The organism is Vibrio sp. R11-SG3-ISO3-SZ, assembly GCF_059834345.1.
Genome location: NZ_JCBDGX010000050.1, coordinates 25,536 through 40,869 on the forward strand (window position 1 = coordinate 25,536; position 15,334 = coordinate 40,869).

Annotated in this window: 15 protein-coding genes; 4 read left to right on the plus strand and 11 right to left on the minus strand. The window is 49.1% G+C overall.

Features of this window, described 5'->3' with window-relative positions:
• Window positions 1–160 precede the first annotated feature (160 nt).
• The 6 genes from AC6R1O_RS06790 to kefG all read right to left on the minus strand — a co-directional run bounded on the left by AC6R1O_RS06790 (window position 161) and on the right by kefG (window position 6,079).
• Window positions 161–1,477 (minus strand): adenylosuccinate synthase, encoded by a 1,317-nt coding sequence (locus tag AC6R1O_RS06790; protein ID WP_334554640.1) that lies wholly within the window; start codon window positions 1,475–1,477, stop codon window positions 161–163.
• Window positions 1,478–1,638: 161 nt separating this feature from the next.
• Window positions 1,639–2,580, minus strand: coding sequence for an isoaspartyl peptidase/L-asparaginase family protein (locus AC6R1O_RS06795; protein WP_500632849.1), 942 nt, complete (start codon window positions 2,578–2,580; stop codon window positions 1,639–1,641).
• Between the two features lie 144 nt (window positions 2,581–2,724).
• Window positions 2,725–3,297: a peptidylprolyl isomerase gene (slyD, locus tag AC6R1O_RS06800; RefSeq protein ID WP_500632850.1), complete on the minus strand. Its 573-nt coding sequence runs from the start codon at window positions 3,295–3,297 to the stop codon at window positions 2,725–2,727.
• 97 nt (window positions 3,298–3,394) lie between these two features.
• Window positions 3,395–3,589 (minus strand): YheV family putative zinc ribbon protein, encoded by a 195-nt coding sequence (locus tag AC6R1O_RS06805; protein WP_334554646.1) that lies wholly within the window; start codon window positions 3,587–3,589, stop codon window positions 3,395–3,397.
• Between the two features lie 68 nt (window positions 3,590–3,657).
• A complete protein-coding gene (kefB, locus tag AC6R1O_RS06810) occupies window positions 3,658–5,451 on the minus strand; it encodes a glutathione-regulated potassium-efflux system protein KefB (RefSeq protein ID WP_500630339.1) in 1,794 nt (597 codons plus the stop codon).
• Window positions 5,435–6,079: a glutathione-regulated potassium-efflux system ancillary protein KefG gene (gene kefG / locus AC6R1O_RS06815; RefSeq protein WP_500632851.1), complete on the minus strand. Its 645-nt coding sequence runs from the start codon at window positions 6,077–6,079 to the stop codon at window positions 5,435–5,437. Before kefG ends, kefB begins: the two co-directional genes overlap by 17 nt.
• A 226-nt stretch (window positions 6,080–6,305) precedes the next feature.
• On the opposite strand from kefG, the gene AC6R1O_RS06820 reads away from it, so the two are divergent.
• Genes AC6R1O_RS06820 through AC6R1O_RS06835 form a run of 4 tightly spaced genes read left to right on the plus strand, consistent with a single transcriptional unit; the run spans window position 6,306 to window position 10,013 of the window.
• The gene (locus tag AC6R1O_RS06820; RefSeq protein ID WP_500632852.1) at window positions 6,306–8,234 is read left to right on the plus strand and encodes an ABC transporter ATP-binding protein; all 1,929 of its coding nucleotides are present in this window, start codon (window positions 6,306–6,308) and stop codon (window positions 8,232–8,234) included.
• Window positions 8,171–8,761 (plus strand): TIGR02444 family protein, encoded by a 591-nt coding sequence (locus AC6R1O_RS06825; RefSeq protein ID WP_500632853.1) that lies wholly within the window; start codon window positions 8,171–8,173, stop codon window positions 8,759–8,761. Before AC6R1O_RS06820 ends, AC6R1O_RS06825 begins: the two co-directional genes overlap by 64 nt.
• A gap of 4 nt (window positions 8,762–8,765) precedes the next feature.
• Window positions 8,766–9,746 (plus strand): hydrolase, encoded by a 981-nt coding sequence (locus AC6R1O_RS06830; RefSeq protein ID WP_500632854.1) that lies wholly within the window; start codon window positions 8,766–8,768, stop codon window positions 9,744–9,746.
• Window positions 9,747–9,800: 54 nt separating this feature from the next.
• Complete coding sequence (locus AC6R1O_RS06835) at window positions 9,801–10,013, plus strand: YheU family protein (protein WP_500629854.1); 213 nt, start codon at window positions 9,801–9,803, stop codon at window positions 10,011–10,013.
• 83 nt (window positions 10,014–10,096) lie between these two features.
• Here the strand turns inward: AC6R1O_RS06835 and AC6R1O_RS06840 are convergent, their stop codons facing one another.
• The 5 genes from AC6R1O_RS06840 to AC6R1O_RS06860 form a co-directional block, all read right to left on the minus strand.
• Window positions 10,097–12,289 (minus strand): YjbH domain-containing protein, encoded by a 2,193-nt coding sequence (locus tag AC6R1O_RS06840; RefSeq protein WP_500627508.1) that lies wholly within the window; start codon window positions 12,287–12,289, stop codon window positions 10,097–10,099.
• The gene (locus AC6R1O_RS06845) at window positions 12,286–13,026 is read right to left on the minus strand and encodes a capsule biosynthesis GfcC family protein (RefSeq protein WP_500633601.1); all 741 of its coding nucleotides are present in this window, start codon (window positions 13,024–13,026) and stop codon (window positions 12,286–12,288) included. Before AC6R1O_RS06845 ends, AC6R1O_RS06840 begins: the two co-directional genes overlap by 4 nt.
• The gene (locus AC6R1O_RS06850; RefSeq protein WP_500633602.1) at window positions 13,023–13,709 is read right to left on the minus strand and encodes a YjbF family lipoprotein; all 687 of its coding nucleotides are present in this window, start codon (window positions 13,707–13,709) and stop codon (window positions 13,023–13,025) included. Before AC6R1O_RS06850 ends, AC6R1O_RS06845 begins: the two co-directional genes overlap by 4 nt.
• A gap of 75 nt (window positions 13,710–13,784) precedes the next feature.
• Window positions 13,785–14,078, minus strand: coding sequence for a hypothetical protein (locus AC6R1O_RS06855; RefSeq protein ID WP_500633603.1), 294 nt, complete (start codon window positions 14,076–14,078; stop codon window positions 13,785–13,787).
• A 142-nt stretch (window positions 14,079–14,220) separates the two neighbouring features.
• Complete coding sequence (locus AC6R1O_RS06860; protein WP_500627504.1) at window positions 14,221–15,201, minus strand: Wzz/FepE/Etk N-terminal domain-containing protein; 981 nt, start codon at window positions 15,199–15,201, stop codon at window positions 14,221–14,223.
• Window positions 15,202–15,334 lie beyond the last annotated feature (133 nt).

A 15,334-nucleotide genomic window follows, 5' to 3' on the forward strand; every position in this document is an offset into this window, starting at 1 on the left:
ACTCTTTAATCAAAATTGCCGCTACAAGGCAAATTGTTGCCGCGAAAGGGAGAGAATTCAAGCTGTAAAGACATAAAAAAACCAGCGCAAGAGCGCTGGTTTATCACATTCACTATTCACCGTTGTGGCAGCCAGTAGCGAGTAGGGCTGCCAGCCTAGATTAGGCGTTAAACGGGTGAACTTTGATGATGGTTTCGTTACGGTCAGGACCGGTTGAGATGATGTCAACAGGCACGCCGGTGAGCTCTTCAATACGCTTGATATAGTTCAGCGCAGCTTGAGGCAAATCATCGATAGACTTGGCACCGAAGGTGTTCTCAGACCAACCAGGCATGGTTTCGTAGATAGGGGTTGCCTTCTCGAACGCTTCTGCCGCCATTGGTGACACTTCAAGGATAGCGCCATCATCCATCTTGTAACCCGTACAGATTTTCAGCTCTTTCAAGCCATCCAGTACGTCCAATTTCGTCAAACAGAAACCGGACACTGAGTTGATTTGGATCGCGCGGCGCATTGCGACAGCGTCAAACCAACCGGTACGACGTAGACGACCTGTCGTTGCACCAAACTCGTGGCCAACCGTGCCTAGGTGTTTACCGATAGGATCTTGCTTGTCTTGACCATCGTACAGTTCCGTCGGGAATGGGCCTGCACCAACACGTGTGCAGTACGCTTTCGCGATACCAAGAATGTAACCAATGTGACGAGGACCAAAGCCAGAGCCTGCCGCAACACCACCTGCTGTAGTGTTCGATGAGGTCACGTATGGGTAAGTACCGTGGTCGATATCAAGCAGTGTGCCTTGTGCACCTTCGAACATGATCTTGTCGCCGCGCTTACGAGCCGCATCCAGTTCGTCAGTGACATCAATCACCATAGAAGTGAGAAGGTCTGCGTAGCCTTTGGCTTGCTCAAGCACTTCGTCATAGCTCACCGCTTCCGCTTTGTAGAAATTCACAAGCTGGAAGTTGTGGTATTCCATCACTTCTTTCAGTTTCTCAGCAAACGCGTCCATGTCGAACAGATCGCCAACACGAAGACCACGGCGCGCCACTTTATCTTCATACGCAGGACCGATACCACGGCCTGTTGTACCGATCGCTTTTTTACCACGCGCAACTTCACGCGCTTGGTCCATAGCGATGTGGTATGGAAGAATAAGAGGACAGGCTTCAGAAATGAAAAGACGCTCGCGCACTGGAATGCCGCGCTCTTCAAGAGGTTTCATTTCTTTCAGTAACGCTTCTGGCGAAAGAACAACGCCATTACCGATAACACATTTAACGTTATCGCGAAGAATACCTGATGGAATTAAGTGGAGAACGGTTTTTTCACCGTCAATGACTAGAGTGTGACCTGCGTTGTGACCGCCTTGGTAGCGAACCACATATTTTGCATCTTCAGTTAAAAGGTCTACGATTTTACCTTTACCTTCGTCACCCCATTGGGTGCCCAGAACGACTACGTTATTTCCCATCTTTCCAAGTCTGATTGCTAGTTAAAAAAGGATTCTAGCACCGAATCACACTTCGTGCAGTCATTTTTTAATCATCCCAAAGGAAACCCCGCTAGTGCTCTGGTACGCAACGAGATTTTCAGATCCTATTATCCATTTTGACTCACAGTCAGTGGCGGCTTTCATTCATCGGCGTAAATTTTCACACATAAATTACCCGCGGCATCAATACTAGCGCGATACATGCCTGAGCTGTTCATGGCAAAGTGCACTTGCCCGTGCGCATCGAGAGCAATCAGGCCACCTTCTCCACCTAACGATTTGAGCTCCCCTTGAATGATGCTGTCGCTGGCTTGCTGGACGCTCTCCTTGAGATAGCGCATGCGCGCCGCAACATCAACGGCCACGGTTTTGCGAATGAAGTACTCACCCATTCCCGTGGTGGAGACCGCCACAACGCCATTTTCTGCGTACGTGCCCGCGCCAATCAACGCAGAGTCACCGACTCGGCCATACTTCTTGTTGGTGATACCGCCGGTGCTGGTTGCCGCTGCCAAATTCCCGTTGGCATCGAGCGCCACCGCTCCGACCGTGCCGTACTTGTTGTCATCCGGATAGCGCGACTCCGACAGGGCAAACATCCCTTTCTCTTTCATCGACTGAAGCTGCTCATAGCGGCGCTCGGTAAAAAAGTAATCTTGCTCGGTATAGGTATAGCCGTGCTCAAAGGCGAACGCTTCCGCGCCCTCTCCGATCAAGAGCACATGGTCGCTCTTCTGCATCACTGAGCGGGCAACTTCTACCGGATTTTTAATATGGCGCACCCCCGCCACCGCGCCAGCATCACACTGGGCGCCATGCATCACTGAGGCATCCATCTCGACAAACTCTTTGTGGGTCAGCACCGAGCCTTTCCCTGCATTGAAGTGCGGCGAGTCTTCCAGCACTTTCACCGCCGCGACCGCCGCATCGAGCGCGTCGCCACCGGCCGCTAACAAGCAGTGCCCAGCGCGCACCGCGCTCTCTAAATCAGACAATATGGCCGCTTTTAGTGAGTCGCTCATTTGCTCTCGCAGTATGGTCCCAGCCCCACCATGTATGGCGATTGAAATCGGTGAATTCACTCTTTTCTCCTTAACGTGGCTCAGTCAGCCTATCCCCAAACAACAAAAAAAGCGCAAGTCGATCACTCAACTCACGCTCCTGTTAGCTTTTTAGCCTCTCTGCCCACCTCTAGGAACTAGCCACTAGAAACTAGGCACTCACTATTAATGCGAGCCGCAACCACCGCCACCGCAGCAACCGTCTTTTTTCTCGCCATGGTCATGGCCTTCACCGCCACAACAGCCGCCTTCGTGCTCGTGGTCGTGACCACCCGCTTGATGTACGTGACCGTGCTCGATCTCTTCCGCTGTCGCTTCACGTAGCGCAACCACTTCCACATCAAACGTCAGCGTTTGACCTGCAAGCATATGGTTACCATCAACCACCACTTCATCACCGTCTACTTCTGTCACTTCGACAGGAATAGGACCTTGGTCAGTGTCTGCTAGAAAGCGCATGCCCACTTCAATTTGATCCACACCTTGGAATACGTCAGCAGGAACGCGCTGAACCAATGCGTCATTATGCTCGCCGTACGCTTCTTCTGGTGAAACCGTCACAGAGAACTTCGCACCTGCTTCTTTGCCTTCAAGCGCAGTTTCCAAACCCGTGATCAGGTTGTTGTTACCGTGTAGGTAATCTAGCGGCGCATCGGCAGTTGATTGGTCAACGACAACGCCGTCTTCCATTTTCACTTGGTAAGCAAGGCTTACAACTACGTTCTTTTCGATTTTCATAATGACTCCAAGGAGAGTGAATAACGGAGCAACACAAACGCTCCGTAAAATAGTGTCGTCTAAGCGGACATTATGGGGATGATTTTTATAAACTCAATCAATCTGGCTTAAAAATACCGATCATATCTTGACCAGCATGCGGCGTTTTCTCCACCTCTTGCGGTTTTCGTTGATCGGTGTGCTGGCATTCCACGCACTCGACCCACTCAATATTGTTCTCTATCCACCAGCGCAGGGTATCTTGAGCTTGGCAATGTGGGCAACTCGCCCCAGCTATAAATCGTTTTTTCATGGTGCTCTTGTTATTGGGTTTGTAGGGTTATGGGTTATCGGTTATGGGAAGCGTAGAGCTTGATGAGCTCAATCCCAGTAGTTTTTCGATTGCTGGTCGCTTTCCATCTCACGACCAAAAATCTCTTCCAGCTCTTTACGCGCCTCTTTGGCTCTCAGCGCCAACTGCTTATCTTCGTTGTGCTGTGGCAGAAGCTCTTTGAGCATCGCATTGTCTAACTTTCTAAAGTGCGCCTCAGCACGTTTGGCCTGATAGGGGTGCATGCCCATCTCAACCAAGGCTTGACGCCCTAAGTCTAACGCGCCCAAAAAGGTTTCGCGCGAATAGTTGTCTACACCGTGACTGAGAAGCTGATACGCCTCCACTCGGCTGCGCGCACGAGCAAGCAGCTTTAGGTGCGGAAAATAGTGCTGACAAAGCTCAACGATCTTCATGATTTCATCCGGTGAGTCGGTACAGATGATCATCGCTTCCGCCTTGTCGGCGCCGGCGGCACGCAGTAAATCCAGTTGCGTCGCGTCACCATAAAATACCTTGTAGCCATATTTACGCAGCAGCTTAATTTGGCTGGCGTCACTTTCCAATACGGTCACTTTGATTTTGTTGGCGTACATAAGTCGACCCACAATCTGCCCAAAACGACCAAAACCGGCAATGATCACCCGCGGACGTTTGTTGATGATGTCGCTTTGCGCCGACTGACCTGAGGTATTGAGCCCGCGTGCATACCACTTGTTCTGCGCCATCAACAGCAAGGGCGTGGTGACCATAGAGAGGCTGACCACCACCAATAAAAACGCGGTTTGATCTTTACTCAACAACCCTTGGCTGCTCGCAGCGGTAAAAATCACAAACGCAAACTCACCGCCTTGACTCAAAATGGCTGCCATTTTACTGCGGGCTTTGGGTCGGCTTCCCGACGCCTTAGCCAGCAAGTACAAAATCAGCCCTTTGATCGATACCAGGCCAATCACCGATATCAGCACCGCCAACGGCTCTAGCGCCAACAGACCAAGATTGACCGCCATGCCTACGGCAATAAAAAACAGCCCAAGCAACAAGCCTTTAAACGGCTCAATCGCTATCTCGAGCTCATGTCGGTATTCACTTTCTGCCAGCAGCACGCCCGCAAGAAAGGTCCCGAGCGCCATGGATAGCCCCAAAGACTGCATCAACAAAGCGATGCCGATCACCAGCAGCAAGGCACACGCGGTAAACAACTCTCGAACACCACTTAATACGATGTAGCGAAACAAAGGGCGCAATAAATAGTGACCACCGACCAGCAAACCTATCACGCCGCCGACCATCCACACGGCGCTGAGCCAATCACCACTGGTGTGCCCAGCCAGAAGCGGCAACACCGCCAGCATAGGGATCACCGCAATATCTTGAAACAACAGCACCGCAAACCCTGACTGCCCGGCCTCACTGCCGCCTAGCCCTTGCTCTTCAATCACTTTCAAGGCGATAGCGGTAGATGAAAGTGCCAGTCCCATACCGATCACCACGCTGGTTTGCCAACTCACGCCAAAGAGATTGGCAATACTCGCCAATACGAGCGTAGTCAACACCACTTGAGCGCCGCCCAAGCCTAAAATCGGCCCTTTCATTTTCAGCAGTTTTTTGGGATTGAGCTCAAGGCCAATCAAAAACAGCAGCAGCACCACACCAAATTCGGCAAAATGGAGAATCGCTTCCACATCACTAATCAGCCCCAGTCCCCAAGGACCAATCGCCACGCCCGCCAACAGATAACCGAGCACAGAGCCCAGGCCTAAACGCTGAGCCAGTGGCACCGCCACCACCGCAGCGGTCAGGAAAATCACACTGCTTTGCAGAAAATCACTTTCCAGAGCCATCTTGCCCCCCTTGTGCGCGCGCTTTCGCCTCGCTCAGCTCGGCCCCCGTAGTCATCGGCGCAAGCGGATCGTTGAGCCATTGACGGTACTCTTCGGCATGTTGATAACGCTCCAAGTCAGTCACATTGCGCGCCCAGTAAAGCACCAGCGGTTCAATCCACTCCATTTGACACAAGGCGGCGGTCAACTCAAACGGCTGCAAAATCTCGGACAGTGGATAGCGGTTGTAGCCCGATTTGGCGTACGCATCAAAATGACCGCCTGTGGTGATCACGCTGCGCCACACTTTGCCCTTGAGCGCTTCGCCTTTGCCAAAGGCAAATCCTTTGCTTAACACGCGATCGATCCACTCTTTAAGCAGCGCCGGACAAGAGTACATATAAAGAGGGTGATGAAAGACAATTACATCGTGCTCGAGCAGTAGTTGGTGCTCAGCAGCGACATCAATAAAGAATTCAGGATAGTGCGCGTACAAATCGCGCACAGTAACGTGCTCAAGTGAGGCTATTTTCTTAAGCATGATCGTATTGGCCACTGAACCTTGCGACTCTGGGTGCGCGTACAGCACCAGCACTTTAGGTTTATGCTTAAGTGTCTGCTTAGACGTGGGGGTCGATGACAGTTCCATCCGTGAATCACCATCCATTCTTCTCTGTTGCCTTTGACAATACGTGGTTCGCTGCTATTTCTCAATGCTAATCAATCAATTCACACCACCAATAGGCCCAAGAAAAGCGCAACCCGAAACAACACATACGCCAGCAACACCGACGCAATGATCGACTTTTTACGCCAATCCCCCTACTATGCGACGCAAGACCAGTCCACATCGCGAGAACCCAACGGGTAACATTATGATCACCTTTTCTGACATCGAATTGCTGCGCGGCGGCAAACCCCTGCTTGAACACGCTACGGCGACGATTCATCCGGGGGACAAAGTCGGCCTAGTCGGCAAAAACGGTTGTGGTAAATCCACACTATTTGCGCTGATCAAAGACGAACTCTCTATCGATGGCGGAAACTTCACTAAACCCGCTCACTGGGAACTCTCTTGGGTGGCTCAGGAAACGCCCGCCCTAGAGCGCTGCGCCCTTGAGTATGTGATTGATGGTGACCGCGAGTATCGTGCACTGGAAGCGCAATTGGCCGAAGCGGAACAGAAAGACAACGGCACGCTCGTCGCTGAGATCCACGGCAAAATCGAAACCATTGGCGGCTACAGCATTAAAGCGCGCGCCGCGGAGCTGCTCGATGGCTTAGGCTTTAGCCAAACGCAGATGAGCTGGAATTTGACCCAATTTTCCGGTGGTTGGCGGATGCGCCTTAACTTAGCGCAGGCGCTGCTGTGTCGCTCTGACTTGCTGCTGCTCGACGAACCGACCAACCACTTAGATCTGGATGCCGTGATGTGGCTTGAGCGCTGGCTGCAAAATTACCCGGGTACTTTAATCTTGATTTCTCACGACCGAGACTTTCTCGATCCGATTGTCGGTCGCATCATTCATATCGAGAATCAGACGATGAATGAGTACACCGGTAACTATTCGTCATTTGAAGAGCAGCGCGCGCAAAAACTGATCCTGCAACAAGCGCAATTTCAGAAGCAGCAGAAACAGATGGCGCACATGCAAAGCTACATCGACCGTTTCCGCTACAAAGCCTCCAAAGCGCGCCAAGCGCAAAGCCGCATTAAGGCGTTGGAGCGCATGGAGAAAGTCCTGCCGGCACAATTTGATAACCCGTTTAGCTTTGAGTTCCGTGAGCCGTTGGCCCTACCTAACCCAATCATCATGATGGATGAGGTCAGTGCCGGTTATGGCGATGCCTTAATCCTCGACAAAATTCGTCTCAACCTGGTTCCTGGCAGCCGAATTGGCCTGCTCGGGCGCAACGGCGCCGGTAAGTCAACGCTGATCAAACTGCTCTCGCGTGAGCTCAAGCCTCAAGGTGGCGATTTGACCTACTCACAAGGGGTCAAAATTGGCTACTTTGCCCAGCATCAGCTCGAAACCTTGCATCCCGAAGAGACGCCATTACAACACATGATGCAAATCGCCCCGGATAAAAACGAGCTAGAGCTGCGTAACTATCTTGGCAGCTTTGGCTTTCAAGGTGATAAGGCACTGGAAAAAGTCGCGCCCTTCTCCGGCGGCGAAAAAGCGCGCTTGGTGCTGGCGCTGATTGTGTGGCAAAAACCGAACTTGCTGCTGCTCGACGAACCGACCAACCACCTCGATCTCGATATGCGTGAAGCGCTGACCCTTGCGTTGCAAACCTTCGAGGGTGCGATGGTCATCGTCTCGCACGACCGTTACTTGTTGCGCGCCACCACCGACGACCTCTATTTGGTGCACGACCGACAAGTCGCGCCCTTCGATGGCGATCTCAATGACTACTATAAATGGCTGACGGAACAGCAAAAACAAGAGAGGCGTGACGCGCAAGACGCTCAACCTGAAAAAAGCACCACCAACAGCGCAGCCGCCAAGAAGGAGCAAAAGCGTCGTGAAGCAGAATTTCGTAAGCAGACCGCCCCTCTTCGCAAAACTCTGACAAAACTCGAAGAAAAAATGGATAAGTTGGGTAAAGCGCTCAATGACGCTGAAGTACAGCTGTCTGACAACAGCCTGTATGAAGCAGAAAATAAGGCTAAACTTAATCAAGTATTGGCGACTCAAGCAAGCTGCAAAGCTGAGCTTGAGGAGGTAGAAATGGAATGGATGGCAGGGCAAGAACAACTCGAACAGATGGAAGCGGCGTTCACGGACGCGAGCCAGTAGAGACCACCGAAGCACAAGCATCGCAAGACAGCGCGCAAGCCGCGCGCCTGTCACACGACGAGCTGTGGGCATTCTGCTTGCAATACTACAGCGTGCGTGAAGTGAAAGACGCCTGTCTTAGTATGCAAAACCGCTATGGTGGCAATGTCAATTTACTGCTGCTGGTACGCTGGTTAGATGAGCAGAGGCTCACCTTTGACGAGCAGGGCTGGGCAACGCTGCACGCTAGCCTGGCGCGATGTGAACCTCTGCTGCACAGCTATCGAGAGCTGCGCCGCAAGTTAAAACTTGGCGCGCCCGATACGCTCTACCGCGAGGCACTGCAATTCGAGCTAGAGCTAGAAAAACAGCAGCAGGTCGATTTGCTCACTGGCGTCAACACGCTCACACTGCAAGAGAATCAAGGCGAACCACTCACCTTGCACTATTGTCGGCAGCAGGATGCTGAGCCCCTCTACGCCGCGCTGCATACCGATTGGTATCCGACTGTCGGCAACCCGCCAAATACAGAAGCGAGCAAGGGATAGGCTTATGACACATTTTACCGCCGCGAAAGGACTCACCAACCCGCACCTGCAAACCTTGGCTCCGCGCCTGATTCGCAAAAAAGCCTTGTTTGAGCCTATCTGGCAAACGCTTGATACGCCCGATGGCGACTTTCTCGATCTCGCTTGGAGCGAAGATTGGCAACAAGAGCGCGCCGCGCGCAAACCCATTTTCGTGCTGTTTCATGGCTTAGAAGGTTGTTTTTACAGCCCCTACGCCAACGGATTGATGCACGCGTTTTCTTCCCAGGGCTGGCTCGCCGTGATGATGCATTTTCGCGGTTGCAGCGGTAAACCCAACCACACCGCGCGCGCCTATCACTCAGGCGAAACCGAGGATGCTCGCCACTTTTTACGCCATCTCAACCACCTGTTTCCCGAGCAAGCTAAAGTCGCGGTCGGCATCTCTCTAGGCGGAAACATGTTGGCGAACTACTTAGCCGACTACCGCGATGAGCCACTGCTTGACGCGGCAACCATCGTCTCCGCGCCTTTGGATTTGTCGGCCTGCGCTGAGCGGATCGAGCAAGGTTTCTCCAAGGTCTACAAAACCTATCTGCTCTCTTCACTTAAGAAAAACGCGCTGCGTAAACATCATCTGTTAAAAGGCGAGCTCGATCTCTCTTATCAAAGCATCAAACGGGTCACTAAACTGATGGAGTTTGATGACCTCATCACAGCTCCCCTCCACGGTTTTAAAGACGCGCAAGACTACTACCAGCGCTGCTCTGGGATTCATCGCCTGAAAGAAATCCGCTTGCCGACACAAATCATCCACGCCAAAGACGACCCGTTTATGACGCCCGACGTCATCCCGAAATTTGTCCTGCCAGACAACATCGACTACCGCCTGTTCGATCAAGGCGGCCACGTTGGGTTTCTCACTGGCAGCGCCATCAAACCGCGCTTTTGGTTGGAAGAGGCGTTGCCGGCGTACTATGAATCCCTAAGCGTTTCGAATCGTTAGCCCTTTCGGCATAATAGCCGCCTTCAACTTTCATCATAAATGAATGAGGTATTTATGATCATCCCTTGGCAACAGATCGCCCCTGACACCCTAGACAACCTGATCCGTGAATTTGTACTGCGTGAAGGGACGGACTATGGCGAGCAGGAAATCTCTCTTGACGAGAAAATCGCCCAGATCCGTCAGAGCTTGGTGAGTGGTGAAGCGGTGGTGGTCTATTCAGAGCTGCATGAGAGCGTGGATATTCAACTCAAATCAAAGTTTTAGTATTGCTAATGGCATTTCACGTACTACTCTTTGGGTTTAGCCAATCAAAATAGCCCTCGCCAAAAAATAGCGAGGGCTTTCATCTAGTTACCAGAACGTTGATACCAAGTCGAACGCGCATCAGTAGTTTCGAACAGATTATGCAATTTATTTAACATTTGACCACCATCACGTGTAATAGGCTCCCAGCTAACACTAGCTCTACCCGTGCTTGGTTTCACCGTAAGCACATCTAATGGTATCGATATATAAAAACCCTTGTTGTAACTACCTTCCCCGTACTCCTCCGCACTCAGATCTGTTTTGGTCGCGTAGGCTCCAACAATAACTCCAGAATTGAATTGTTTTGAAACGTCAAGCCTAGCTCCTATGTCACCACCCAAGAATTGACCTGCACTCACTTTAAACAAGGTGCCACGCAAAAATTCCCACTCTGGCATGTAGTAACCGGTAACATGGCCTGTCACTCCCTGACTCAAAACAAAAGCCTGACATGATGGTATGGCTTCATCACAGCTTGACTCATCGTAGAAAAAATAATCTTCTTCATAAACTCCAAACCAAGAGTCCGGGTCTCTCTGACTGACGACGTTTATATCAGCACCTATAGCCCAATTAGTATCCAACGGTCGATATAGTACCTCACCACCAACGCCAGCAAACATCATCTCTAAGTAGCCGCCATAGGATTGCGAATAAATATTGTCTGATAGCTGCTCGAACCAAGTTAACTGTAATCGATTTAACCTTAAGGTATTATCATGGACGTAAGCTCTGAACATCGTTCTAACTCTAGGAGTTGAATAGTTATTGATGTGAGGAGAGTTCTCTACATAATTAAACTTATCGTAGTTATCAAACAAGTTTAGATAAATAGATCCACTAAGCTCCAAACTATCTGTCAACCAAACGTTGGATGTCCCATTGATACCAAAACTATACAAGTAAAAGCTTTCTGGTCCACCAAGCGTTTGTGATAATTTAGGCTCGACGCCAACAGACCACTTCTCTTTCGAATTCACTATAGGTTGGATGTGTTTCAAAGAAGTTGGCTGAGTCTTCTTGAAAGTGTCCGTCACATGACCATCCATAGTTCGATAGTTGGCATATTTGTCAAAATCAGACCTATCTATAGATACTTCCGTCATAACCAAACCACTCTGAGTTTCCTGAATGTTAAACTCTTGGATCTCATCGGTCAGTTCGTTGTTTAACAGAATGGCGGCTCGTTCCAACGCCTCGTTTCTATCTCTGTACTTTTCCTGCTCTGCTGAGAGTTGTATTGTCTGGCCATTCTGGGTCAACACTCCCTGAGAGTAGCCTGCATTAGACTCTAGCTCTTTTACAACCATATCCCAGTCAGTATCGCGCTCGCTAGGTCGCCCTTTTGATATAGGTTTGGGTTCATCACGCCAAGTTGCTTTTAGGTCGTTAAAATTAGTATACATATTCACACCTAATGTCAGTGTGTCACCGCGTTGATAGCTGACCTTGGCATCTATCCAGTCTGAGAATCGATAGCTTAGACCGAAATTCCAAGGTGTATGCTGGACCATAGTTTTCCCACCACGACTAACCGGAAAATCTTGGCTGTAATCATTGCCCTCATACTCCACTTTCAATCGAAGAGGCTCATAAGGTGTTTGATACTCGATACCACCAAATACCGCTGATGGCCCCTTAAACCAACGTGCGTAATCGACGCTGCCTCCGGAACCGCGAAAATCACTTGGGCGTTGGCAATAAGAGTCACTGACTTTGCAAAAGGGGTTCGTCACGCTACCTCTTTGACCTAAATAGCCCCATCCCAGACCCACGCTAAAATCAACAGAACCGAACCGCTTTGATACGGCGACAAACTCTCCGTCAAACAAGCCGGTTCCACCAAAGTCTCGAACACCTATTGAAGTTTCAGGTAACCAGTAGCTTTCCTCAAGGAGGCGCAATTTAAAATCTATACCTTTATCGGTATAGAGATTATCACCGCTATAATCGGCATCCGAGTTATACAGCACATCAGGTACTCGAGTATAGCGAACCGTTGTCTCCAGCCAGGGCATTAATTGTACTGAAGCCGTGTAGTGGTAGTAGTCATCGTTGTAATTCAACCCGACATTAAATTCACCTTCGTCGGCCATTCGGGCCGTAGGAGTTTGAAGCAACCCCACACCACCAAAATCCATTTGTGAAACCTGCCAATCAGCTTGAGCATAAGCCATGCTTTGAATACCGAAAACGCTAGGTGCGAATATTAAAGTTGCGACAAAGCGTTTCATGGCAGGTCCTTCCTCATACTAAGCAATTGAGTTATCGATTTTTCTAGTTCAATCGTTTCATCGGAGTCAGAGTCAAATCCAATAAATATTGTGCTTCCAGGTGTCAAAGAAACCCCTTCATCATTCCAATACGCATAACCCACCCGCTTACTCTCACCATCGGGGTAAATGACCCAAGCGTAGCTTTTGTGCGCCTCTGGCAGTAGTTTGACCGAAGTAAGATAATCCGATAACGTTTGGTTTGCAGACATAGAGACCTTGCTGGTCTGATAGACAGCGCCTTCGATTGATATCGTTGATGTTCGCATACCTTGTACAAGTTCAAAACGACCTGACAAAAGAGGATCATTTTTAGGATGAAGCCTGACTTGATCATAATCTAGCGAAACAAATTCTCGGTATCCAATTGGCCATGTTCGAACTTGCTCGATTAATGCGCCAATTGTTTTATTCTTGGTTAAGTCGCTTGATAGCTGTTCTTGCAGCCGATTCAAGACAGTCTGTTTCAGCTGAGAAGCTTTTTTGTGTTTGTCGTGATTAAACATTTTATTGGCGATACTATAGTCATCAAAAGTAATGGTTTGACTAAAAGAAGGGATATCACTCAGCACTTGGCTCAACCTGACGGGTATCGAATACTCCAGAGCAATCTCTTCCTGAGGCAACTGAATGACAAGTTGAGCGTTCACTTGAACGGTTACCAACAGTGTAATAATTAGTGCAACTAAGCTCTTCATCGTGGATTCTCTTGCCTACTTCTCATTCCATAGGGCTTCAATATTTCTAACTCTATTTTCAATTCATCAGGATGCAGCCATTGAACGGTCTTAACAACGTAACCTTGACGATCCAACCAGTAAATATTGTCAAACCGTTTATTCAGTCCCTTAAATTCAACCTTTTCAACAATCTTTTTCGCTGACAGACGGCCTCTGATCGTCTCGATACTTTCTTCGCCTACAACATAAGAGTTAAGCACGGCGATATGACCGAAGCGATAGTTAGGTTGCCAATCATAAATAGCCTGCCATTGTTGCGCTTGTGATGTATTAATGGGAAAGGGAGCTACATCGGATGAAGATATGTGTACTAAGTTTGTATCAGGCAGACCAACAGTTTTCACGATACGTCCATCCCTCGTAACGATCATTCCTCGGTCTGACGAAACCCACTTCAACAACATTGAATCTGATTTGGTTTCTTTGTCTGCAAACGCCAAGGCCATAAACAACCGAGGGCCATCATTAATACGCGCATAAATACTCGCGTATGGCAAAGAATCTACGTGTTGCCGCGTAACCGAGGCGTCTTCTCCGCCCAATACTCCCTCTCTCATCGTATCGCCGACATTTTGAAAACGTTGTGTGCAACCTGACAAAAGCATTCCGACTGAGAGGGCAAAAACCCATAATTTGCGCATGCATAAAACCTAAAAAATGCTGATAAAGTAATAAAAAAAACACCCCTCCCGGGGTGTTTTTTGACTAAACGAGGATTAGTTGGTAGTACCATCTGCGCCTGTTGTGCCATCATTGTTGTCTGCAACCGATGCAACAACCGCTCCAGCAACAACAACGCCTGCAGCAACTGCACCAACCGTTGCAGCGCCAATACCAGCACCAGCAGCAGCAGCAGCACCACCAGCAGCACCACCACCAGCAGCAGCACCACCGGCAGCGGCACTACCACTTGCAGTTGAACCAGAAGCTGCGCCAGCCGCCTCACCTGCAGCTAGTGCATTCCCAGAAACGCCAAAGGCAATTAATAGTGCCAACGCGATATTTTTCATGAATATTCCTTATAAAATTTGACTCAGTGATCACAAAGTTGAAGGATATTTAATCACTTCATGAACTATTTTATGAGACCAGAAGAACAATGTAAAACAATTAGCATAACAATTAACTCAGCGAGCTGATGTAACGTACTGACTAGTCGTTATTTTTATCCTCTTTGCGAAAAGCGTACTTTACGAGAACAACAGCGACACCTAACATACCCCCGAGCAAAGTAGCGAGTACGCAAATCAGCGCTCGTTTAGGGCCATCTTTGTCTTCTGGTACCACAGCTGGGTCTATCGTTTTAAAGACAAACTCTTCTTCTACCTCTGCTAGCATCTGGGTTTTATATTGCTCTTCAATCAACGAATAAAACATGTTTTGTAGCTCTGTAATCGATGTCTTAGTGATTTGTGTTTCTAAGTAGGCGATTTTCGAGCTTGCCTCTTTCAGCGCTTGTTCTTTCATCCATAAGTTGATGTCTTCAACCAATAAGGTGGTCCACTGGCGAGCGAGAAAGGGTGATTCACTAACCACTGAAACAGTGACCATTCCATTATCCTTGTTTTCGGAAACAGAAAGTATCTCTTTGAACGCTTTATGCGCCTCCCATAAAGTCGGCTTTAAAGACTCACCATTTTCGTCCAACATCCATTTACCTGTGCTGACATTGTACAGTTCCGAGTCGTAACGTATCTCTTCGTGGCTTTCATTCCAACTTTCAAGGGCCATGAGAGGCGCTAGAAGTTTGTGTTTCTCAATAAACGCCTCAATGAACTTTCGAGACTGTAACACAGCCAAAGCCTCAACTTTAGGGTCAGCTTGATTCCCTCCACCCAAACTAACACCTGCGAATGCGGCTAAATTTCCAAGAGAACCAGATATCCCCCCCGACCCTCCACCTTGAGTAGCCGTCAAAAGGGCTTGCGCTTTATAAGTATTTGGCTGATTTAGCGCAAATACTACCCCAGCTACAGAAAACAAAAACGTCACTAAAATGATTGTCCATTTGCCATGCCAAAGCGCAATAAACAACTCTTTTAAGTCGATTTCATCATCTCGAGTATCGGAAGGAAAAGGCGGTATAACGTGAAAGCCACCTTGCTGCGTATGTGTGGATTTAATATCTGACATGTTCGTAAGAATCGCCTAATTGTTTAATCGCAAACTTTGAGCGTTATTTCACCTTACTGATGAATGGGCTTATCAATAACGCAGATTATTATTTAAAGCGAGTTGTACATAGAACGTACAACTCGCTATCAAC

Excerpts from the sequence above, each read along its gene's own strand:
- AC6R1O_RS06840 (WP_500627508.1), bottom strand. The coding sequence starts at position 12,289 with ATGAAACGCTTTGTCGCAACTTTAATATTCGCACCTAGCGTTTTCGGT.
- AC6R1O_RS06830 (WP_500632854.1), top strand. The coding sequence starts at position 8,766 with ATGACACATTTTACCGCCGCGAAAGGACTCACCAACCCGCACCTGCAA.
- AC6R1O_RS06790 (WP_334554640.1), bottom strand. The coding sequence starts at position 1,477 with ATGGGAAATAACGTAGTCGTTCTGGGCACCCAATGGGGTGACGAAGGT.
- slyD (WP_500632850.1), bottom strand. The coding sequence starts at position 3,297 with ATGAAAATCGAAAAGAACGTAGTTGTAAGCCTTGCTTACCAAGTGAAA.
- kefG (WP_500632851.1), bottom strand. The coding sequence starts at position 6,079 with ATGGAACTGTCATCGACCCCCACGTCTAAGCAGACACTTAAGCATAAA.
- kefB (WP_500630339.1), bottom strand. The coding sequence starts at position 5,451 with ATGGCTCTGGAAAGTGATTTTCTGCAAAGCAGTGTGATTTTCCTGACC.
- AC6R1O_RS06860 (WP_500627504.1), bottom strand. The coding sequence starts at position 15,201 with ATGTCAGATATTAAATCCACACATACGCAGCAAGGTGGCTTTCACGTT.
- AC6R1O_RS06805 (WP_334554646.1), bottom strand. The coding sequence starts at position 3,589 with ATGAAAAAACGATTTATAGCTGGGGCGAGTTGCCCACATTGCCAAGCT.
- AC6R1O_RS06835 (WP_500629854.1), top strand. The coding sequence starts at position 9,801 with ATGATCATCCCTTGGCAACAGATCGCCCCTGACACCCTAGACAACCTG.
- AC6R1O_RS06855 (WP_500633603.1), bottom strand. The coding sequence starts at position 14,078 with ATGAAAAATATCGCGTTGGCACTATTAATTGCCTTTGGCGTTTCTGGG.
- AC6R1O_RS06825 (WP_500632853.1), top strand. The coding sequence starts at position 8,171 with ATGGATGGCAGGGCAAGAACAACTCGAACAGATGGAAGCGGCGTTCAC.
- AC6R1O_RS06850 (WP_500633602.1), bottom strand. The coding sequence starts at position 13,709 with ATGCGCAAATTATGGGTTTTTGCCCTCTCAGTCGGAATGCTTTTGTCA.
- AC6R1O_RS06820 (WP_500632852.1), top strand. The coding sequence starts at position 6,306 with ATGATCACCTTTTCTGACATCGAATTGCTGCGCGGCGGCAAACCCCTG.
- AC6R1O_RS06845 (WP_500633601.1), bottom strand. The coding sequence starts at position 13,026 with ATGAAGAGCTTAGTTGCACTAATTATTACACTGTTGGTAACCGTTCAA.